The sequence below is a fragment of the Gordonia sp. Swx-4 genome (assembly GCF_030316175.1).
In the GTDB taxonomy this organism is placed as follows: Bacteria; Actinomycetota; Actinomycetes; order Mycobacteriales; family Mycobacteriaceae; genus Gordonia; species Gordonia alkanivorans.
Genome location: NZ_CP128197.1, coordinates 998,137 through 1,018,875, shown reverse-complemented (window position 1 = coordinate 1,018,875; position 20,739 = coordinate 998,137). Strand labels below are relative to the sequence as shown.

19 protein-coding genes are annotated in these 20,739 nt (G+C 67.4%); 7 read left to right on the top strand and 12 right to left on the bottom strand.

The features are described 5' to 3' along the window. Positions 1-11 precede the first annotated feature (11 nt). The 5 genes from PWF70_RS04680 to PWF70_RS04660 all read right to left on the bottom strand — a co-directional run bounded on the left by PWF70_RS04680 (position 12) and on the right by PWF70_RS04660 (position 6,333). Complete coding sequence (locus PWF70_RS04680; RefSeq protein WP_006358616.1) at positions 12-1,322, bottom strand: ISL3 family transposase; 1,311 nt, start codon at positions 1,320-1,322, stop codon at positions 12-14. A 225-nt stretch (positions 1,323-1,547) separates the two neighbouring features. Continuing rightward, the gene (locus PWF70_RS04675) at positions 1,548-4,130 is read right to left on the bottom strand and encodes an FtsX-like permease family protein (RefSeq protein ID WP_196813042.1); all 2,583 of its coding nucleotides are present in this window, start codon (positions 4,128-4,130) and stop codon (positions 1,548-1,550) included. Continuing rightward, the gene (locus PWF70_RS04670; RefSeq protein ID WP_006358574.1) at positions 4,127-4,819 is read right to left on the bottom strand and encodes an ABC transporter ATP-binding protein; all 693 of its coding nucleotides are present in this window, start codon (positions 4,817-4,819) and stop codon (positions 4,127-4,129) included. The genes PWF70_RS04675 and PWF70_RS04670 overlap by 4 nt, the downstream gene beginning before the upstream one ends. 40 nt (positions 4,820-4,859) lie before the next feature. Beyond that, on the bottom strand, positions 4,860-5,981 hold the full coding sequence (gene cds1 / locus PWF70_RS04665; RefSeq protein ID WP_035753321.1) for an L-cysteine desulfhydrase Cds1: 1,122 nt from the start codon (positions 5,979-5,981) through the stop codon (positions 4,860-4,862). 25 nt (positions 5,982-6,006) lie between these two features. After that, positions 6,007-6,333: a DUF4229 domain-containing protein gene (locus PWF70_RS04660; protein ID WP_035753444.1), complete on the bottom strand. Its 327-nt coding sequence runs from the start codon at positions 6,331-6,333 to the stop codon at positions 6,007-6,009. 188 nt (positions 6,334-6,521) lie between these two features. On the opposite strand from PWF70_RS04660, the gene PWF70_RS04655 reads away from it, so the two are divergent. The 3 genes from PWF70_RS04655 (at position 6,522) to PWF70_RS04645 (ending at position 7,641) form a co-directional block, all read left to right on the top strand. After that, the gene (locus tag PWF70_RS04655; protein ID WP_006435233.1) at positions 6,522-6,743 is read left to right on the top strand and encodes a BldC family transcriptional regulator; all 222 of its coding nucleotides are present in this window, start codon (positions 6,522-6,524) and stop codon (positions 6,741-6,743) included. Positions 6,744-6,816: 73 nt separating this feature from the next. Beyond that, a complete protein-coding gene (locus tag PWF70_RS04650; protein WP_006358570.1) occupies positions 6,817-7,035 on the top strand; it encodes a hypothetical protein in 219 nt (72 codons plus the stop codon). 138 nt (positions 7,036-7,173) lie between these two features. Then, complete coding sequence (locus tag PWF70_RS04645) at positions 7,174-7,641, top strand: helix-turn-helix domain-containing protein (protein ID WP_006358569.1); 468 nt, start codon at positions 7,174-7,176, stop codon at positions 7,639-7,641. A 4-nt stretch (positions 7,642-7,645) separates the two neighbouring features. Here PWF70_RS04645 and ccsB read toward each other — a convergent pair whose 3' ends face one another. The 7 genes from ccsB to PWF70_RS04610 all read right to left on the bottom strand — a co-directional run bounded on the left by ccsB (position 7,646) and on the right by PWF70_RS04610 (position 14,870). Then, positions 7,646-8,671 (bottom strand): c-type cytochrome biogenesis protein CcsB, encoded by a 1,026-nt coding sequence (ccsB, locus tag PWF70_RS04640; protein ID WP_035753325.1) that lies wholly within the window; start codon positions 8,669-8,671, stop codon positions 7,646-7,648. A 21-nt stretch (positions 8,672-8,692) separates the two neighbouring features. Beyond that, positions 8,693-10,423: a cytochrome c biogenesis protein ResB gene (gene resB, locus PWF70_RS04635; RefSeq protein WP_035753327.1), complete on the bottom strand. Its 1,731-nt coding sequence runs from the start codon at positions 10,421-10,423 to the stop codon at positions 8,693-8,695. Between the two features lie 13 nt (positions 10,424-10,436). Then, a complete protein-coding gene (locus PWF70_RS04630) occupies positions 10,437-11,267 on the bottom strand; it encodes a cytochrome c biogenesis CcdA family protein (protein ID WP_006358566.1) in 831 nt (276 codons plus the stop codon). Continuing rightward, positions 11,267-11,860 (bottom strand): TlpA family protein disulfide reductase, encoded by a 594-nt coding sequence (locus tag PWF70_RS04625; RefSeq protein WP_035753330.1) that lies wholly within the window; start codon positions 11,858-11,860, stop codon positions 11,267-11,269. Before PWF70_RS04625 ends, PWF70_RS04630 begins: the two co-directional genes overlap by 1 nt. Before the next feature lie 19 nt (positions 11,861-11,879). Beyond that, complete coding sequence (locus PWF70_RS04620) at positions 11,880-12,506, bottom strand: histidine phosphatase family protein (RefSeq protein ID WP_035753334.1); 627 nt, start codon at positions 12,504-12,506, stop codon at positions 11,880-11,882. Beyond that, the gene (gene hemL / locus PWF70_RS04615) at positions 12,506-13,855 is read right to left on the bottom strand and encodes a glutamate-1-semialdehyde 2,1-aminomutase (RefSeq protein WP_035753336.1); all 1,350 of its coding nucleotides are present in this window, start codon (positions 13,853-13,855) and stop codon (positions 12,506-12,508) included. The genes PWF70_RS04620 and hemL overlap by 1 nt, the downstream gene beginning before the upstream one ends. Before the next feature lie 97 nt (positions 13,856-13,952). Beyond that, positions 13,953-14,870 carry an SGNH/GDSL hydrolase family protein gene (locus tag PWF70_RS04610; RefSeq protein WP_372512918.1) on the bottom strand — a complete coding sequence of 306 codons (918 nt, stop codon included), beginning with the start codon at positions 14,868-14,870 and terminating at the stop codon, positions 13,953-13,955. 115 nt (positions 14,871-14,985) lie between these two features. On the opposite strand from PWF70_RS04610, the gene PWF70_RS04605 reads away from it, so the two are divergent. From PWF70_RS04605 to PWF70_RS04590, 4 genes are all read left to right on the top strand, one after another. Next, on the top strand, positions 14,986-16,470 hold the full coding sequence (locus PWF70_RS04605; protein ID WP_286352860.1) for an NAD-dependent succinate-semialdehyde dehydrogenase: 1,485 nt from the start codon (positions 14,986-14,988) through the stop codon (positions 16,468-16,470). 127 nt (positions 16,471-16,597) lie between these two features. Then, entirely contained in the window at positions 16,598-17,230 is a 633-nt protein-coding gene (locus PWF70_RS04600) for a YdcF family protein (protein WP_042377482.1), read from the top strand. Between the two features lie 118 nt (positions 17,231-17,348). After that, positions 17,349-18,782 (top strand): plasmid pRiA4b ORF-3 family protein, encoded by a 1,434-nt coding sequence (locus PWF70_RS04595; RefSeq protein WP_286352859.1) that lies wholly within the window; start codon positions 17,349-17,351, stop codon positions 18,780-18,782. A 92-nt stretch (positions 18,783-18,874) separates the two neighbouring features. Next, complete coding sequence (locus PWF70_RS04590; protein ID WP_286352858.1) at positions 18,875-20,569, top strand: HNH endonuclease signature motif containing protein; 1,695 nt, start codon at positions 18,875-18,877, stop codon at positions 20,567-20,569. The last annotated feature ends 170 nt before the right edge of the window (positions 20,570-20,739 follow it).

Below are 20,739 nucleotides of genomic sequence, written 5' to 3'. Positions count from 1 at the left end.
CTCTTCCGGATTCAGAGTGCATGCAGGTGTTCTGCGAGTTGGCCGGAGTGGATGAGTGACCGCAAGATGTAGTGGGTGAGGTTACGGAACCCGAGCGCGATCCCGCGCAGATGCTCGAGGCGCCCGTTGATGGCTTCGACCGGCCCGTTGGAGGCACCGGTGTCGAAGTAGGCGAGGATCTCGGCTCGCCGGGCCCACAGGGATCGGCCCAGCTGCGCCATTTCAGCCAGCCCGGTCGGCAGACCGGTGTGGATGCGTTTGAGCAGCTTGTACATCGCGATCTTCCCGTCCCGCTTGTTCGGTTGGTCGTAGGCGTCGATGAGGTCTTGGTAGATCGCGTAGGTGACCGCAACGGCCACATGCTCGTCATGGGCGTCGAGGCCGGTGCGCAGGCGGGTCTTCTGTTTGTCGGTGAGCAACCCGATCCGGGTCAGCAGGGTCCGACGGATACCGTAGAGGGGATCTCCACTGCGACCCCGATGTCCACACGTATCCTGTTGCACCCGTTGGCGACACAGGGTGAGTTTCTCCGCGGCCAGGTGCACCACGTGGAATGGGTCCATCACGGCCCGCGCCTTGTCGAGGGACTCTGCGGTGGCGGTGCGGTAGCCGCTGAACCCGTCCATGGTGACCACTCGGATTCGATCGCGGAACGCCTGATCGCGAGCGTCGAGCCAGTCCTTCAACGCGGCTTTCGACCGGCCGGCGACCATGTCCAACAAGCGGGCCGGACCGGTCCCGTCGACGATCGGGGTGAGGTCGACGAGGACGGTCACGAAACTTGAATCACCCTGGCCACGAACATGTTTCCACTTGTGCTCATCAACCCCTAAGACCCGCACACCGGACAGCCGGACGGGTGCAGTAGCCAGGGTCCGGGCCGCTTCGCAGGCCAGGGTGTTGACGGTGTTCCAGCTCAACCCCACCGCCGCGGCCGCGGCCGAGACCGACATTTTGTCGCAGATCATCGCCCGCATGATCCAGGTGGTGGTGCGGCGGGTGACCTGCGCACGCGAGGCCACGATCGCACTGAGGTCGGCCCGGAAGATCGACGTCGCGCAGTCGCTGGTGGCGCATGTGTAGCGCGGTACCGTCAGATGCAGCCGGGTCGGATGCCCCACGATCGGCAGATCGGCGACCTCCCGGTCGACGTGATCACGCAGCCGACCCACTCGCCCGCAGGTCGGGCACGTGTTCTTTGGGTCCAGGAGCTGGCAGAACAGGTGGGTGCGGTCCTCGCCGTCGACGGCGGCATCGGTGATCGTGACGCCGAGTTCGATGGTGCGGCAAATCGTGTCGGCAATAGCGCTACGCTGCGTCATGGGTCCTGTGAGTGTTCGGATGAGTGTGTAGGAGCTTTCATCCTCACACCACAGGACCCGCCCACATCACGCAGAGGCTCACACCCGCAAATCCGACCTACATCTTGTGGCCAGTAGAACCTGTTTCACGCACCGTCAATCCGGAAGAGCCAGTTTTCTCCGTATGACGTTGTGCCCGGATTCCGGGCACAACGTCATACGGAAATCAGCAGCACCGGGCAGGACCTACTCGTTCAGAATCGACTCGCTGATGTTCATCCGCGCTGCGCGCACGGCCGGTAGGAACGCGCCCACCAGGCACAGCGCCACCGCGATCGCGACGAACATCGCGGCAGACGGTCGTGGCGAATAGATCACCGTCAACGACGTTGTGACACTCAAGATTCGGTCACTCAGCAGATGCATCATCGCACCGAGGACCACCCCGACCAGGGCGCCGACCATGGCGACCGCGGCGGCCTCGGCAAGCACCATGCGCGAGATGAACTTCCGCGAGGCACCCATCGCCCGGAGCACACCCAACTCACGACGACGCTCGATCACCGAGAGCAGCAGGGTGTTCAGCAGCGCGATCGCGGCGGCGCCGGCGACGATCCACTGGATGGCCACCGTGAACGAACCCGCCTGCTGGACGGTCGCCTGCGTGGCGGCGAGCGCTTCCGCACCGGTGTAGACGCTGATGGGTTTGTTGCCGGTGGTCGGAACCTCCGCGACCAGCGCTTCGAGCGACTTCTGCACCTGCTCGGGGTCGGCGTCGGGTGCGGTGATCACCTGCAGGTAGGTGTCGCCCTCGCGTCCGAACCACTCCCCCAGCTGCTGCTGCGACAGCGCGGCGACCCCGGAGTCCACGGAGACGTAGTCGACGGTGTCCCGGACGATGACGTCGTGCGGACCGGTCGGCGTCGCCAGCGTCACCGTGTCTCCGACACCCACATCGAGCACGCGCGCAAGCACATTCGACAACAGGATGCCGTTCCCGGCGAGCACCTGCTCGACCGACTCCGGCGTCGCCTTCCGCATGAACGGCGCTCGCGACCCGGGTTCCAGACCCTGCACATTCGCTCGGCTCTCGCCGATGTTGACCGCAGCCCACTGACCGCCGACGACCTCGGTCACCCCGGGCACCTTCGCGGCCTCGCCGCGGATCGACGGCGGCAGGATCGGACCCAGCGGCAGGCTCGCCGACGAGGACGACGACACGTAGAAGTCCGGGTCGCCCAGGCCGTCCAGCGATTTCGACATCGACGAGACGAGGTTGTCCAGCGCACCCGACGTCCCCATGCCCACGGCGATCGCCACGGCGACCGTCATGAGCGTCGCCCACGCCCGACGCGGCGCGCGCTCGGTGTTGACCGACGCCAGCTGACCCGGTCCGCGGAACCAGCGGGCGACCCGAACCACCAGCCAAGTCAACGGATTCGACAACGCGAAGCACACCAGCAGCGCACCCACGAGATAGACGACACCGGCCAGAATCGCCGGCCGGCCGGGCACCGTGGCCACGATGACCCACGATGCGATCAACCCGGCGACACCCACGATCGCCGCGATCACGACCACCGGGCCGCGACGTCTCGACGCGTCGGACACCTCGACGGGAGCCATCGCCTCCACCGGCGACACCGAGAACACCGACCGCGCGGCCAGCGATGTGGCGGCGACACAGGCGATCACACACGCGAGGACCGCGACCACCGGCGCGTACCCCGGGAGATGATAGTTGATGACCGTGCCCACCGTGTCGGGCGGCGGATCGGGCAGGCTCGCGATGACCGCGCGGCCGGCGAGGATTCCGAACGGGATACCGACCACACCACCGACCAGACCCATCAGGGCGGCCTCGCCCAGCATGTCACCGACGAGGTGGGATCGTTTGGCGCCCAACGCCCGGATCATGGCGAGCGAACCGCGCCGCGACGCCACCGCCATGTTCATCGTGTTGAAGACCAGGAACGCCGCGATCACCAGCGACACCAGCGAGACGAGCAGCGTCGCGTCGCGCGTCACCGAACTCGCGACCTCGGCCTGTTTGGCGCGGAAGTCCGGATCGACGACGACCGCCCGGCCGTCGACGATCTCCTCGACCTGCTTGCGCACCGAACCGACATCGACGCCCGGTTCGGTGACGATGAGGATCGAATCGAGCCGTCCTTCCAGCCCGACGAGTCGTTGCGCGAGGTCGAGGTAGGCGAACAGAAACCGACCGTTGTTGAGTCCGGCCGCCTGCTCGTTGTCGACGACCTCCAGCACCTCGACGTCGACGCCGTTGACCGTCAGCTTCTGCCCGACGTCGAGGCCGAGTCCCGGCCCGACGAAGACGCCGTTGCGCAGTCGGTCGAAGTCGATCGAGCCGGAGTTCTCCTGTTGCACGGCGGATCGCAGGCTCCCCGACAGCGACGTGACGCGCTGGTCGGAACCGATGAGCGGGATCGCCGACTCGTCGACGACGACCGACCCGCGGATCATCGGTACGACGGCTTTGACACCGTCGACGTCGCGGCGGATCTGCCCGGCCAACGACTGGTCGACGCCGCTGTCGGCGATCGCCGCGACCTCGAGATCGGCCGAACCGGAGATCGCATTGTTGAACGCGCGCACCGACTCCGAGGTCGAACCGAAGGTCCCCAGAACAGCGACGAGCAGCGCCGACGAGACGATGACCACCGCGAGCGAGGTGAACAGCCGCAGCCGGTGGGTGCGGATCTCGCGGATGTTGAGCAGCCGGATACGGGTGAAGCCGGCGAGCAGGGCTTCGACACGCCTCCTCGCTGCGCTGGTCGGCTGCTCAGCCGGCGGGGTGTCGCTCACTCCGCGATCTTCCCGTCGCGCACCGTGATCGTGGTGTCGGCGAACGCAGCCGCCTTGGGGTCGTGGGTCACCATGACCACCAGTCGATCCGGCGCGGCGTGCGCGACGTCGGCGAGCAGTTCCAGCACCGATTCCCCGGTCTTGGAGTCGAGGTTGCCGGTGGGTTCGTCGGCGAGCAGGATCGTCGGGTCCATGATGAGCGACCGGGCGATGGCCACGCGCTGCATCTGTCCGCCGGACAATTCCGACGGCCGGTGGTCGACGCGGTCGCCGAGGCCCACCTGCTCGAGGAGTTCGACGGCGCGCGGTTTGGCCTTGCGCAGCGACTGGTTGTCGAGCAGTCGTGGCAGCGCCACGTTCTCCCACGCCGACATGGTCGGGACGAGGTTGAAGAACTGGAAGACGAAGCCGACGCGATGGCGCCGGAAGGCCGACGCGGCAGTGTCGTCGAGCGCACCGAGATCGACTCCGTCGATGGAGATCCGGCCCGACGTCGGGGTGTCGAGGGCGCCCAGGATGTGCAGCAGCGTGGACTTGCCCGCGCCGGAGGGACCGACGATGGACGCGAACTGCCCTCCGTCGATGGTCAGATTCAGTCCGTCGAGGGCGCGGACGCGTTCCTCACCCATCTGGTACTCACGCACCAGGTCGACGGCCTCGACGAGTGGACGCACGGTTTCGGTCGGCACCCCCCGGATGGTAGCCCACCGGGTTGGTGCGGCTCGGGGCTCAAGCCGTCCAGCGTCCCGTCGCGAGGAACTCATCGAGGACCCCGTTCGCCGGGTCCAGATCGAAAGACTGTGCAGCGATCCACTTCTCGTCGAAGTAGGTGTTGGCGTAGCGGTCACCCGGATCGCACAGGAGCGTCACGATGCTGCCGGCCCGACGATCGGCGACCATCTCCGCGACGAGGGAGAACGCACCCCATATGTTGGTGCCGGTCGACCCGCCGACGCGGCGCCCCAGCATCTCCGACAACCGGTGCGTGGTGGCGATCGAGGCCTCATCGGGAACGCCGATCATCCGGTCGATCACCTGGGAGATGAACGACGGCTCGACGCGCGGCCGGCCGATTCCCTCGATACGCGAACCGATCTCACCGGTGAGCGTTCCGTCTCCGGTCTCGTACGCCGGCAGGAACACCGAGTTCTCCGGGTCGACGACCGCGAGCCAGGTGTCGTGGCGCCGGTACCGCACATAGCGGCCGAGCGTCGCCGAGGTGCCGCCGGTACCGGCGCCCACCACGATCCACGTCGGGACCGGGTGCTCCTCGTCGGCCATCTGGGCGAAGATCGATTCGGCGATGTTGTTGTTGCCGCGCCAGTCGGTGGCCCGTTCGGCCATCGTGAACTGGTCGATGAAGTGCCCGCCCAACTCGGCCTCGAGGCGCAACGCCTCGGTGTAGACCTCGCCGGGATGTTCGACGAAATGACAACGGCCGCCGTGCCGTTCGATCAGCCTGGTCTTCGCCGGCGACGTACTCGACGTCATCACCGCGATGAACGGCACGCCGATCAGCTCGGCGAAGTAGGCCTCGCTGACGGCCGTCGAGCCCGACGACGCCTCGATGACGGGCGTGCCCTCGGTGACCCAGCCGTTGCAGATCGCGTAGAGGAACAGCGACCGGGCCAGACGATGCTTCAGCGATCCGGTCGGATGTGTCGACTCGTCCTTCAGGTACAGGTCGACACCGGCCTCGCCGTCGGGCCCGGACCATCGCGACCACGCGGGCAACGGAACCCGCAGCAAATGCGTGTCGGCACTGCGCCGGGCGTCGGCCTCGATCAGCCGTACCGCGTTCTGCGCCCAGGCGCGGTCTCCCCGATGATCGACGACCCGCGTCGGCCTCATGCGGGACGCCCCGTTCGGAACGACCTCACTTGTCCCCGCGCAGGCGCGACTGGAGGTCGTCGTGGCGGGCCCGACGATCGGCCTCGATCGCGGCGATCTCGCCGTTGACCTTCAGCCTGAGCGACTTGAACAGGTACATGCCAAGCGGGAGCGCGATCAGCACGCCGAAGACTGCGGCCACGAGGAACGGCACGTCGACACCGACGAGCTTTCCGCCGAAGAGGATGACGGCGGCGATGACCACGACGAGCAGCATGCGCGCGACCGTGTAACCGAACAGGGCGACCGCCAGGGTCGCGGGGCGGCCGCTTGGCGTAGGTGTACCGGGGGCAGGGTCTTGCGCTTCACTCACCACCTCAGAGTACTTGGCACCCCTCGAAGACCTGCACGTCGAGGGCCTTTGCACGCTCTTTACCTGCGGCTGACGGTTCGAGTACCTGGGCGATTTGCGTGTATTCATGAAACACGCGTCCATCACGTGCCGGGCCGATTCGCCAAACCGTGGCGCACCGACAGGGCACCATCGTTTCAGGGGGAAACGTGACCAGCATCGAAACAACCGCGTCCACCTACATCACCCCGGGACTCGCCAGCCAGCACACCCTGACCCCCGGCCAGGTGGCGGCGATGTTCAATGTGAATCCCAAAACCGTCGCACGCTGGGCCAGCTCGGGCATCCTCGGCTCCATCCGCACCCCGGGCGGCCATCGACGCTTCCGCGAAGAGGACGTGGTCGCACTCCTGAACCGTCGCACCCACTAGTCGGGCCGGCCCATCGAGCGACCTCAACCGGCTGCCAGACGAACTGACGTACCCTGGTTGACGGGAGGTTGCCATGACTTATCTGTTCGCCGTTCTCGGTCTGCTCGCCATCGGTTTCCTGATGTGGCGTGCGTTCGGACCGCAACCCGACGGCGGCGGCAGCGCCTCCCCGTCCGGCGGTCAACGGCGTCGCTCCAGAGGGCCGGTCGGCCCCGACGACGACCCCGACTTTCTTCGTGACCTCGACAATCGCACCCGTGACACCAACGGCGGAGAAGCTGACGACCTCTGACGTCAGCCATCTGCTGAACCGCGTCATATACAAAAACCTGAGACGAGATTCAGAAAGCCTTGCCGGAACATACCCAGGGGTAGGGTAATGTCCTTCTCATCATCGACTCCACGATGGATGATCCGAGAGAAGGCGCCGTTGAACCCGGGACGATCTCCGCAAGGGGCGTCGACCGATGACGACCTGAGCTTCGCAGACAAGATCGGTCACCTGTTCGAGCACAGCCGTGACGAGAACGGGATCCGCTACACCGGCAAGAAGATCGCCGAGAAAGCGAACCGCTTGGGGTACTCGCTGTCGGATGCGTACATCTCGCAGCTCCGCACCGGCAAAGCTCGTACTCCGTCGTTCCGCACCGTCGAAGCCATCTCCCGTGCCTTCGACGTGAGCGTCACTTATTTCCTCTCCAATCCCGACGAGGACCTCGAGCGCGTCAGACAGCAGCAGAACTATGTCGAGATGCTCGAGGTCACCGGCAGCCACCTGGCCGGGATCGACCTCGGTTCACTGTGCCCGGACACGATCGATGCCCTCATCGATCTGCTGAAACTCGTGAAGTCACAGGCTCTGGCGAAGCAGGCCGAGACCCCGGAGCCCGACGCCTGACGGCTCAGAGGCCTGCGTACGAGTGCAGGCCCGAGACGACCAGGTTGATGATGAACAGGTTGAACAGCATCGCGACGAAGCCGGCGACGTTGATCCAGGCCGCGGCGGTGTTGCGCCAGCCTGCGGTTGCGCGGGCGTGCAGGTAGGCCGCGTAGATCACCCACGCGATGAACGACACCGTCTCCTTGGGGTCCCAGCCCCAGAATCGTCCCCAGGCGGCCTCGGCCCAGATGGCACCGCAGATCACGCCGAGGCCGAAGAGCGGGAAGCCGACGACAACGGTCTTGTAGGCGAGGCGGTCCAGGCTCTCGGCCGCCGGGATGTGGTCGACGATGCGACGCAGCGCGCCGCCCAGTCCCGGGCGAGCGGTGGAAGCCGCGTCGGCGGCGGGGTTCGATGCCCACCGCATCTTCATCAGGTAGAGGATGCTGGCGACGCCGGAGACCATGAGGATGCCCGAGGACACCGAGATGATCGAGACGTGCACGGCCAGCCAGTACGACTTGAGCGCCGGCACCACGGGCGCGGCCTGCGTGTAGAGCCAGCGGCCGGCGATGAACATCAGCAGGACGACCGGCAGCAGCACGAACGAGAGCAGCGGACGGTGTTCGGGCTTGCGCAGGATGACCAGCGCGGCGATCACACCGGCGGCACACGTCATCGAGACGAACTCGTACATGTTGCCCCACGGCACACGGTCGGTTGCCATGGCGCGCAGCACGATCGACGCGAGGTGCGCGACGAGCCCGACGATCACGACGGGCAGGCCCATGTTGCCGAGCTTGTCCCCGAACGTCCGCTTCGCCGGGCCCGCGACGCGACCCGGCACCCGGACGTCGTCGGAACCGGCCGAAGCCGAGGCGGTACCGGCGGCGACGAGTTCCCGCTCCTCGAGCCGGCGACCGCGAACCGCCGCCAGCGCACCGAAGAACAGGAACGCGGCGACCACGTACACGGCCATCGCGGTGCCGAACAGCAGGTCGGAGTAGCGTGCCAGCGTCTCGTCCACCTGGACGGTGCCGTTGTTCATCAGAGTTCCTTTCGCCGGCGCCTAGAGCCGCCGGGTCGCGCGCCGCGAGGTGGATTCGTCCGCGTCGTCGGCGACGAGTGCCGCCGCCTGATCTTCGAACCCTTCACCCCAGCCGGCCTGATCGGTACGGGCCAGACCGGCAATCTCTACTACAGTACGTCGTTTTCCGTCGAGCGGTTCGGAGCCGGCCGGGTTTCGACTGCCGTCCTGCCCGGTGGTGACCGGTGCCGGGACGAGCCGCGCCCAGATGCGACGGCGGCGGATCAGCAGCGAGATCAGAAGCCCGCCGAGCATCACGATCGAGCTGACCAGCACCCAGATCTGTGCCGGGTCGTGGGAGACCTGCACCGACACCCACCGCTTGTATCCGTCGAAGGTGACGGTGGTGCCGTCGGCGGTGGTGTGGCTCTGGCCGATGCTCAGGTTCACCTGTGCCTGCCGCTGGAGGCGGCCCTGCTCGACGAGGTCCTGATCGAGGGAGTAGACGTTCTGCGGTTTGCCGGTGTCGAGACCGGTGTCGCCCTTGTAGACGCGGATCGCGACGGCCGGGTCGTCGGGCTCGGGAGACAGCGACGTCAGCAGGGTCCCGTGGTAGAGCGCGGTCGGCGCGAACAGGCCCTCGAGCGCGATCTGGTTCTTCCGTCGCTCGTCGGCGTCGGGATAGAGACCGGCCGGGGTGTCGTAGCGCACCGCACCCGAGGACAGCATCGTCTGCAGTTCGTCCGGGACGAACGGGACGGTCTGGGTGCGCTTCTCCCCGTTGGGGAAGGTCACGGTGAAGGTCGGGGCGAAGCCGTTGCCCAGCACGTAGACGCGGTCGCCGGCGACGCGCAGCGGTTCGTTCACGCGGACCGAGGTGCTGGTCCAGGTGTCCGGGGAGCCGACCTTGGTTCCCTCCGCGTAGCGGATCGTCGCGTCGTACATGTCGGGCTGCCCGCTTGGCAGGAAGGTCGCCGAGAAGTCGTCGACGCGGAAGCAGAACGGCGACAGGTCGGTGCCGTCGACGAGGTTGCCGGCGCGGAAGGAGTCGTAGACGGCGGTCGAGGTGTTGCACATGCCCTGCTCGCCGTCGGCGACGAGGATTCGCGTGCCCTCGTAGCCGAACATCTTTCCGGCCGCGATCGACACCAGCAGCGCGAGCAGCGCGAAGTGGAAGACCAGGTTGCCGAACTCCCGCAGGTAACCCTTCTCCGCGGACACCTCGACGCAGCCCTCGGGGTAGGCCTTGGACGGTTCGCGGACGACGACCTCGCGCCGCCAGCCGCGGAGCCGGCCGTTGATGCGCTCGGCGATCTCGTCGGGGGTGCCGTCGACGGTGTGCGTGACGTGCCGCGGGAGCCGCGACAGATTGCGCGGCGCGGCAACGGGTTTGGCACGCAGGCTGTGGAAGTGCTCGATCATCCGCGGCGTGAGGCAACCGACCAGCGAGACGAACAGCAGCACGTAGATGGCGGTGAACCAGACGCTGGAGAAGACGTCGAACAGCTGCAGTCGGTCCATCCAGGTGCCGAGCGTGCCGCGTTCGGCGATGTACTCGAGCGTCTTGGTCTCGTTCAGCTCGCGCTGTGGGAGGAGCGCTCCGGGGATCGCCGCGAGTGCGAGCAGGAAGAGCAGCAGCAGGGCGGTGCGCATCGAGGTCAGCGAACGCCACAGGTTGCGCAGCGGCCAGAGCACCCGGCGTCGGGCCCAGTGCGGCTTGGGCGCGCCGGGTTCGGGGGTGTCCACCTGGGGACGGTCGGAGACGTCGGTCATGGCTGCAACACGCTCAGATCGGTAGTTGGGTGTCGGTGACGAAGCGGACCTGGACCCAGACGATGAACTGGTCCCACCAGCCGGTCAGCAGTGCGACGCCCACGCCGATGAGGAGGACGCCACCGATGATCTGGATGGTCCGGGCGTTGCGGCGCAGCCAGCCGAGGCTGCGCAGGGCCCACGCCGAGGAGAATGCCAGCACGACGAACGGCAGGCCGAGGCCCAGGCAGTACGCGACGATGAGGGTCACGCCCTTGGCCGCGGTCGCACCCTCGGTGCCGCTGACGGTCGCGATGACCGAGGCCAGCGTCGGTCCGAGGCACGGCGTCCAGCCGAGCGCGAAGACCGCGCCGAGCAGCGGGGCGCCGACGATGTTGGAGACGCGCACCGGCTCGAAGCGGACCTCACGCTGCAGGGCCGGGATGAGGCCGATGAACACCAGGCCCATGGCGATGGTGACGACGCCGCCGATACGTTGCAGCAGTTCACGATTGAGGACGAACGTGCTGGTGACCCCCAGCACCGTCGCGGTGGCAGCGACGAACACGACGGTGAAACCGAGTACGAACAGGCCGGCGGCGAGCGCGACCCGTGAGCGTCCGGTCTTGGCTCCCTCGCCCGCCTTCACCGCGGGCGCCTCGGCGCCGACGAGTCCCGCGAGATACGACAGGTAACCGGGGACGAGCGGCACCACGCACGGCGACGCGAACGAGACGAGACCGGCCAGCAGACATGCCGCGAGGGCGAGTAGTAGCGGGCCGCTGGTCACCGTGTCGGCGAAGGTGTCGCCGATCGACGAGGCGAGGACGGTCGTCGTCAGGTCGGCCGTGGTGGGCTGGGACATCAGGCGGCACCCGTGGGTTCCGCGGCGACCCGCTTGACGACCTCGTCGAGTTCCTTGTCGGATACGGCCTTGAGGAAGACCGCAGCCGGCCGGTGCTGACGGTCGAGGACGATCGTCGTCGGGACCACCGAGGTCGGGGTGGTCAGTGCCGCCAGGGACAGGCCCGGGAAGTCGTAGATGGACGGGAACCCGACCTTGCGGTCGATCACGAAGTCCTTCGCGGAGTTCCGGTCGTCGCGCAGGTTGATGCCGAGGAACTCGACGCCGTCGTCGCGGTTGTCCTCGTAGACGCGCTCGAGGTCGTCGGCCTCGCCACGGCAGGGCCCGCACCACGAACCCCAGACGTTGATGACCACGACCTTGTCGGCGAACCTCGCGTCGGACAGCGACAGCGGCTGCCCGCTCACGAGGTCCTCGCCCTCGAGGCCGGCGATCGGTTTGCGGTCGGCCGGTTCGTAGGTGATGACCGTCTGCCCGCCGGGCGACACGAACTGGAAGGTGTTCCCCTGTGCCACCGCGTCGTCACCGGTGCTGCAGCCGCTGATCAGCAGGATCAGGGCCGACAGCACTGCCGGCAGGAGGAACTTGCGCACTGCTTCTCTACCTCTGGCTTCACGCACCGGTGGCCAGCGGGTCGGATGCACCGGCCGGCTCGGAGTAGATGATGTCGACGAGGGCGTCGTCGTCGTAGATCAGGCTGGTCAGCGAGGCCAGCGAGCACTGCCGCCGACGCGGGTCGTGCCAGAGGCGCTGACCTTCGAGGAACCGACGCAGCGTGTAGACGGGCAGCTGATGGCTGACGCAGATGGCCTCGTGGCCGCGTGCGGCGTCGCGGGCCTTGTTGGCCGCGGCCAGCATGCGGTGGGCCAGCTGAATGTACGGCTCGCCCCACGACGGGGTGAAGGGGTCACGCAGCTTGGGCCAGTGCCGCGGCTTGCTCAGCGCGCCGTCGCCGACGGAGACCTTGAGGCCCTCGAAGACGTTGTCGGCCTCGATGAGGTCGTCGTTGGTCTGGATGGACAGCCCGTGGGCGGCCGCGATCGGGGTCGCGGTCTCCTGCGCACGCTGCAGCGGCGAGGCGAAGACGGCCTTGACGTCGTGGTCGGCGAGGGCGTCGGCGACCGTCTGCGCCTGCGAGCGGCCGGTGCCGGAGAGCCGGAAACCGGGGAGTCGGCCGTAGAGGATGCCCTCCGGGTTGTCGACCTCTCCGTGGCGCATCATGTGGACGATCGTGTGCATCAGGCGTTGTCCCCCGGGGTGGCTGCGGTAGCGGCTGCTTGCGCTGCCGCGGGCAGCGCGTCGGCGATCTGCGAGAAAGCATCCTCGTCGAGTGCGGCGGACACAAACCAGGCCTCGAAGGCACTCGGCGGTGCGTACACCCCGCGTTCGAGCAGCGCGTGGAAGAACGGGGCGAATCGCCAGGTCTGCGTCGCATTCACCCCCGCGTAGTCGACGATCGGGATCTCCGGGTCGGTAGTGAAGAACACACTCAGGAGGTTGCCCGCCTTCTGCACGCGGTGGCTGACACCGGCTGCGGTGAGCGACTCCGTGAGCAGTCCGGCGAGACGGTCGGCGTTGGCGTCGAGCTTGTTGTAGACCTCGTGGTCGGCGTGACGCAGGGTGGCGAGGCCGGCGGCCACCGCGACCGGGTTCCCCGACAGGGTGCCCGCCTGGTAGACCGGGCCGGTCGGCGCGAGGCGTTCCATGACGTCGGCGCGACCACCGAAGGCGGCGGCGGGCAGGCCGCCGCTCATGACCTTGCCGAAGGTGTAGAGGTCTCCCGCGACTCCTTCGAGGCCATACCAGCCGCTCGGGCTCACCCGGAAGCCGGTCATGACCTCGTCCATGATCAGCAGCGCGCCGTGGCGGCGGGTGACCTCGCGGAGACCGGCGTTGAAGCCCGCGTGCGGCGCGATCGCGCCCATGTTGCCGGCGGCCGCCTCGGTGATGACCGCGGCGATGTCGTGGCCGTGCTCCTCGAATGCCTTCGCGACGGCCTTCAGGTCGTTGTAGGGCAGAACCAGGGTGTCGTGGGCCGACGCACCGGTGACGCCCGGGCTCGTCGGCAGACCGAGCGTCGCCAGACCCGAACCGGCGGCGGCGAGCAGGGCGTCGACGTGACCGTGGTAGCAGCCGGCGAACTTGATGATCTTGGAACGACCGGTGAATCCGCGGGCGAGCCGGATCGCCGACATCGTGGCCTCGGTACCCGAGTTCACCAGGCGCACACGCTGGACCGGATCGACGCGGCCGATGATCTCCTCGGCCAGTTCGATCTCGGCCTCGGTGGGCGCGCCGAACGACAAACCGCTGGTCGCCGCACGCTGCACGGCTTCGACGACGGCCGGATGCGCGTGGCCGAGGATCATCGGTCCCCACGAGCTGACGAGGTCGACGTAGGTGTTGCCGTCGGCATCGGTCAGGCGGCAGCCCTGGGCACTGGAGATGAAGCGCGGGGTCCCGCCGACCGCAGAGAAGGCACGGACCGGAGAGTTGACGCCGCCCGGGATGGCCTCGGCGGCGCGGGCGAACAGCGCAGCGGAGGAGTCGGAATGCTCGACGATGGGGCCGTCAACGGAAGGGGTCACGGCCTACAGTGTTCCAAATGGCACCGGGTGACCCAAATCGCCGCTGGTGAGAGGGTGCTCCGGATCACGCGGGGGTGTCAGATGGGGCCGTCGACGGTCAGTTCGCGAGCGCCTTGCGGACCTGCTCCGCGATCGCTGCCTGGCCCCGTTCGTTCGGGTGAACCCGGGCGGGTCCCTGCGCCGTCATCGGCTCGATCCAGCGTTGCGGACCGGCGCAGGCGTCGTGCCCCACCGACACCGGCAGCATGTCCACGAACCGGACACCCTCGTCCTCGGCAGCGCGTCGGCCGTACTCGTTGAGCGAGGTCTGCAGCTCGCGGATCATGGGGGCGTCGCCGACGGCGAGCTTCATCTCGGGGTAGCAGCCGACGGTCGGCGGCATCAGCCACGGATAGCCGACGAGCAGCACCTTCGCGTCCGGCGCCTTGGCCTTCACGTCGCGCAGCGCCTGACGGATGGCCGGATAGATGTCGGTGGCGACCGGCTCGATCAAAGAGCGTCCGTACCGATCGGTGCACGGCGAGCCGAGTGGATTGGTGTCCGCCGCTCGGCTGCAGAGCTCGATCGTCCGCCCATAGGTCCCCTTGTCGTTGCCGCCGATCATCACCGTGACGATGTCGGCGTCAGCGGTCAGGGCGTCGAGCTGCGGCGGCACCCCCTCGTGCTGGGCGTTCCGGAAGTCGGCGGTCTCGGCGCCGCCGCAGCTGACGTCGGTCAGCGAGAGGTCTTCCTCCGCGGCAACGATGTGCGCGAAGTTCTTCGACGAGCGCAAGCACAGGATCGGCGAGTCCTCCACCAGCGGCTGGACGCCGGTCCCCGCACTGAAGCTGTCGCCGAGGTTGACGTAATCCGTGCGGTTGTCGGCGGTCTGGGTCTCGGCGGATGTGGGCGGCGGGCCTGGGCTGCCCGCGGCGTCGTCGCTCGAGCAACCAGTCGCCAGGGTCGCGGCCACCGCGAGCAGGCCGAGACCGCGCAACAGGGAGCTGGTCCGACCGCATCGGTGTCGTGTGTCCACCAACCCATCGTGCGTCCGCGCGAAGGCGGTCGGCAACCACCGCCCGGCCGGTAGCGTTGAAAACGGCGTGCGAATGCCGAGGCTGCAACTCGAACAGACGAGGATGTGAGACCGCATGAACTCCAGCGATGTCGGCGACAGGGATGTGATCGATCCCCAGGCGGTTCTCGACGGGGTGCCGACCGGACTGTGGATCAACGGCCGCTCGACGCCGGCCGCCGACGGCGCCACCTTCGAGGTGTACGACCCGGCCACGGAGGAGTCGCTGACCTCGGTCGCCGACGCCGGGGTCGCCGATGCCCGCTCCGCGCTCGACCACGCGGTCGCCGTGTCCGACGAGTGGGCCGCGACGCCCGCCCGCGAGCGCGGCGAGATCCTGCGCCGGACGTTCGAGTTGCTCACCGACCGCGCCGACGACATCGCCCTGCTGATGACGCTCGAACTCGGCCGCGCACTCCCCGACAGCCGGGCGGAGACCAAGTACGGAAACGAGTTCCTTCGTTGGTTCGCCGAGGAGGCGGTCCGCATCGGCGGGCGGTTCACCCAGGCCCCCGCGGGCAACGGACGGATCCTCGTCGCCCATCAGCCGGTCGGACCGTGTCTGGCGATCACGCCGTGGAACTTTCCGCTCGCGATGGGAACGCGCAAGATCGGGCCGGCGCTGGCCGCCGGCAACGTCATGATCGTGAAACCGCCGCGGGAGACACCGCTGACGATGCTGGCGCTGGCCGAGGCCTTCGCGGAGGCGGGGTTGCCGCCCGGTGTGCTGTCGGTGCTGCCGACGAGTTCGAGCGGCGAGGTGTCCACCGCACTGATCACCGACGACCGGATTCGCAAGATCAGCTTCACCGGCTCTACGCCGGTGGGCCGCAACCTGCTCGGGCAGGCGGCCGAACGCGTGCAACGCACCTCGATGGAACTCGGCGGCAACGCACCGTTCCTGGTCTTCGACGACGCCGACGTCGACGCCGCGGTCGAGGGAGCGTTCGCGGCCAAGATGCGCAACGGCGGCGAGGCCTGCACAGCGGCCAACCGATTCCTCGTGCAATCCGGTGTCGCCGAGGAGTTCACCACCAAGCTGGTGGAGAAGATGTCCGACGTCGTGATGGGGCCGGGCTACCAGGACGGCGTGACCCTCGGGCCGCTGGTCAACGCCGATCAGCGGGACAAGGTCGCGGCCGCCGTCGAGCAGGCCGTGAGCGACGGAGCACGGGTCCGGCTCGGTGGGGAACGACCCGACGGTCGCGGATTCTTCTTCCCGGCAACGGTTCTCGACAACGTCGACCCGTATGCCCCGGTCACCCGGGAGGAGATCTTCGGCCCGGTCGCGGTGATCAGCACCTTCGACGCCGAGGACGACGCGATCGCTGCCGCGAACTCGACCGAGTACGGCCTGGCGGCGTACTTTTACAGCCGCGACCTGGAACGATGCATGCGCGTCGCGAGCCGCCTGGATTCGGGCATGGTCGGGGTGAACCGCGGCGTGATCTCCGATGCAGCAGCACCATTCGGCGGCATCAAGCAGTCCGGCATCGGCCGCGAGGGCGGCAGCGAAGGAATCGACGAGTACCTCTCGGTGAAGTACATCGCGCTCACCTGACCCCGGCGCGACCTGATGATCCGACGATGGTTCGACGCCGATTCAACCTGTTACGTATGTGACTGGTGATGCAGATGTTATCGCGCCGAAACCTGCACGTCCGTGCTCATCCGTACACTTCGAGAGCATGCATCTGAGAAGAATGATGCCCGCGATCGCCGTCGCCGCGGCGGTGACGACGGCCGGTGTTGCCGTCACCACCACCGGGGACAACAGCACCGCGAAGATCGAATCAGCCGCCACCAGTCTGGATTTCGGTAGTGCCGACCCCGGTAGTCTCGATTTCGGTAGCGTCGACTTCGGCAGCTCCGAACTCGGAACGCCGAACAGCACCTTCCTCTGGGAGAGCCCGCCGACCCGTTACATCGTCGTCCTGGGCGCCAAATTCGGCCAGCTCGGCCAAACACCGCAGATCATGACCCAGCGACTCAACGTCGCGGCCAAACTCGCCAAACAGCATCCGTTCAACCGCATCATCGCCTCCGGCGGCGACACCCACTGGCTCCCCATCGCCGAGGCACAGTTCATGAACATCGGACTGATCCGACGTGGAATCCCGACGTGGCAGATGGTCAACGAGGTCGCGTCGACCTCGACGGTGCAGAACGCCCAGAACACGGTGGCGATGCTGAAACGCATGGGCGGAACCGGCGCGCTCATCGTCACCAACGGCTTCCACATGGAACGCGCGATGAAGAACTTCCGCGACGCCGCCAAGGTCCAGGGTGCCCGGCTGACCTTCCGGCCGGCGTACGCATAGACACTTCCCCGCGGGGCGGTCCCCCCTCCCGCCCGACTGTTTCCCTCCCGCTTGCCGGATCCGGTAAGCGGGAGGGAACAGACACCGCGGGAAACGGGCCTGGCCTACGCTGGGCAGCATGCACGACCCTGGCCACGAATCGCCCGATGCCGAAGAACTGCGTCGCCAGTTCGAGGCGATGCTTGCCGGCCTGCAACCGAACGAACTCCCCACGCTGCTGAACCAGCTCAGCAGAACTGCCGCGGACAGGTTCGAGCGGCCACCGTCGATTCGTCACCGCAAGGAACCGCTCGCCGAGACCGTGGTGTTCCGCATCCGCGTGGACCTCGACGAAGCGCGGCCTCCCATCTGGCGCCGCCTCGACGTCCGCTCGGATGTCTCCCTGGAGGACCTGCACCGGATCATTCAAGCGGCGTTCGGATGGCTGGACTACCACCTCTATCGTTTTGCCCTGGGCGGCAGCCCATTCGACCGCAGGAGTGAACTGTTCCTCTGCCCGTTCGACGCGCAGGAAGGCGAGGAGGTGGGCACACCCGTCGCCGAGGTTCGCCTCGACGAGACGCTCCACGGACAAGGCGACGTCCTGCGCTACGTCTACGACTACGGCGACAGCTGGGAACTGACATTGCAGGTCGAAAGCGTCCACGAGGCGTCGAAGGACACCCCGTGGGCCCGCTGCGTCGGCGGTCGGCGAGCTGCACCGCCGGAGGACTGCGGCGGGATCACCGACGCGGAGTCACTCGCCGAGGTCGTCGACGACCCCGCACATTTCGACATCGACGAGGTGAACGCCGCACTCAGCGATCCCATCCTCTCGCTCGTCGATGCCGGGATCGATGGTCGTCTCGGCGTTCTGCTGTGCCGGATTCAACCGTTCGACGAGTCCGGAGCTCTGACGGCGAGCGCAGGTCGGCTGGCGAGTTCATCAACAATGGCGACGGGTGAGCAACTCGAGGCCGACCTGAACCCGTACCTGTGGTTCCTGCGTCGCGCACGTGATGAAGGATTCACACTCACCTCGGCCGGCTACTTGAAACCTGCTGACGTGGTTGCGGCGTCCAAGGTGTTGCCGACGATGAAGTACTTCTTCGGCGCCAAGAATCGAGAAGTCCAGAGCGCGCCGGTATTGCACTTCCGCGAGTCCATGCTTCGGATGGGGTTGTTACGCAAGTACAAAGGCCGCCTCCTGCCGACCCGAGCCGGAGCGAACCTCGCCGACGATCCGCAGGCACTGGCCGACCATCTCGCAGACCGGCTGCTGAACCAGAAGATGGATCAATTCAGCGAGGACGCGAGTCTGCTGATGCTCTTCTTCGCCGCCGCCTCCGAACCCGGCGACGAGATGCCACTCGAGACGATCGGCGCGCTGCTCACCGCGTATCGCTGGCAGGGCCCGGGCGGGCGCCCGATCCAGAAGTACGACCTCTATGACCTCGACAACGGAATCTACGAGTTCTTCGGAGCCGTCTCGCCCCCGGAACGGGGACTCCGAGGGGTGACGCTGAGTTCGACGGCCATCGAGATCGCGCGGCGCGCCATCCGACACCGCTGACCCACGTCTACTACCGAAAGTAGTTCTGGCGCCTGACGATCCGTCGGAGTCGTGCCGACGGTTTTGTCGGACCCCCTTCGTATGGTGGTGTCATGGCTTTCGAGTTCGGCACCATCGACCCCGGCGGGGATCTCCCCGACGCGGGGTTCGACGTGTTCGGATCACTCGCCGGCCTCTCGCCCGAAGCCCTGATCAGCACCGCCGTCTATTCGGCATCGATGAACGCCGCCAACACCTGCCGCACACTGATCACCGCCAGCCTGCTCCACGAACAACGCGAAGAAGAATACCTACTGCACCGCAGTGCGATTCACCCCGGCGAGGCAGGTTCCATCGACGAACTCCTCGACAGGACAGCACAAGCAGTTACCGGTGCGGACCCGTATGAACAGTTCGGGCCCAACGGATTCGAACAAGCCACCGCCGAACTCGGCGCCGCCCTGAACCTCACCCCCGCCGAAGCCCGCGACCTCATCCGCACCGGCGACGCCATGCGGTACCGGCTTCCGCTCACCGGCACCACCCTGGCCTGCGGACGAATCGACCTCGACCGGTTCCTGATCGCACTCAAACGCACCGACTTCGTCGACAACGCCACCATGCCTATAGTGGACGCCGCGTTGGCCGAGGCAATCCTGGCGCGCGATCCGATGTCGACGGCGCGGTTCACCACCATGGTCGACAACATTGTCCACACGCATGCACCTGATGCGGTGAAACGCCGCAACGACCACGCCGCCCGCGACCGCGGAATCGACATCCGACCCGACCGCCACCAACCCGGCCAATCGCGCATCACCGGGCACCTGCCACACACCGACGCCGCCGCCCTCAACGCCCAGCTGACCGCCATGGCCACCGGCGTGCACACCGGCGACCCGCGCACCATGCCCCAGCGCCGCGCCGACGCCCTCCTCGCCCTCGCCCACGGTAACCAAACCCTGAACTGCCACTGCCCCGACTGCACACCCCCACCAGCCGAGCAGAACCTCGATACCCCCGAGCCCGCCGTTGCGACAACACCCGGACCCGGGCCCACCCCCGTTGCTGCACCGAACGTGACCGACACCGCCGCAACCCAACCCGAGGACGACGCGCAGGCCCCGGAGCCGACCGGCGACTGCACATGCACCTGCACCAGTTGCCGCGCACCCCGACCGACTTACCACATCGTGGGCAACCTGACGACTTTTGTCGGGCTCGACAACGAACCCGGCATGCTCGACGGCTACGGGCTGATCGACGCCCACACCATGCGCCGACTCTTCGCTGACGCGGTTCACACCTTCATCACCACCGGGGTGCGCACCGACCCGGCCGACGCCGACGCCCGGGCCGCAGCCGCCGCCAGCACCTACGTACCGAGCAAGAAACTGCAGGCACTCGTCCGCGCCGGCGAGTTGTGCTGCACCTTCCCCGGCTGCAATCAACCGGTGTGGACCGTCGACCTCGACCACACCCACCCATACGACCACCGCCAGCCCGACCGCGGCGGAAAGACCCTCCAGCACAACCTCAAACCGTTGTGCCGGTTCCACCACCGCATCAAAACCTTCGGACAATGGCGCGACTCCCAGGACGAGTACCTCGCCGTGTGGTTCGAAGCCCCCACCGGCCACACCTACCTGGGCAACCCATACACCGGGCGAGACCTGTTCGCGTCGTTGAAAACCCAGCCACCCGACCACCCGGCGCGGCAACGACTCACCGACGAGCGCGCACACCGCACCGACACCTATCGTCGACAACAAGTCGAGTGGGACCGAAACAACCCGCCACCGTTCTGACACAGAACAAGTGCGCGGGCGGCTGAAGGCCGGCTTCGATATGCCGACGGGGGCGATTTCGCTGCGCGAATCGCCCCCGAGGTGTGCCGAACTGCGGAATGGGTACAAGCACACGCGTGGTGGTCAAGCGCGCGGTCGGCAAGGACACTGAGACCTTCCCAGACTTCACC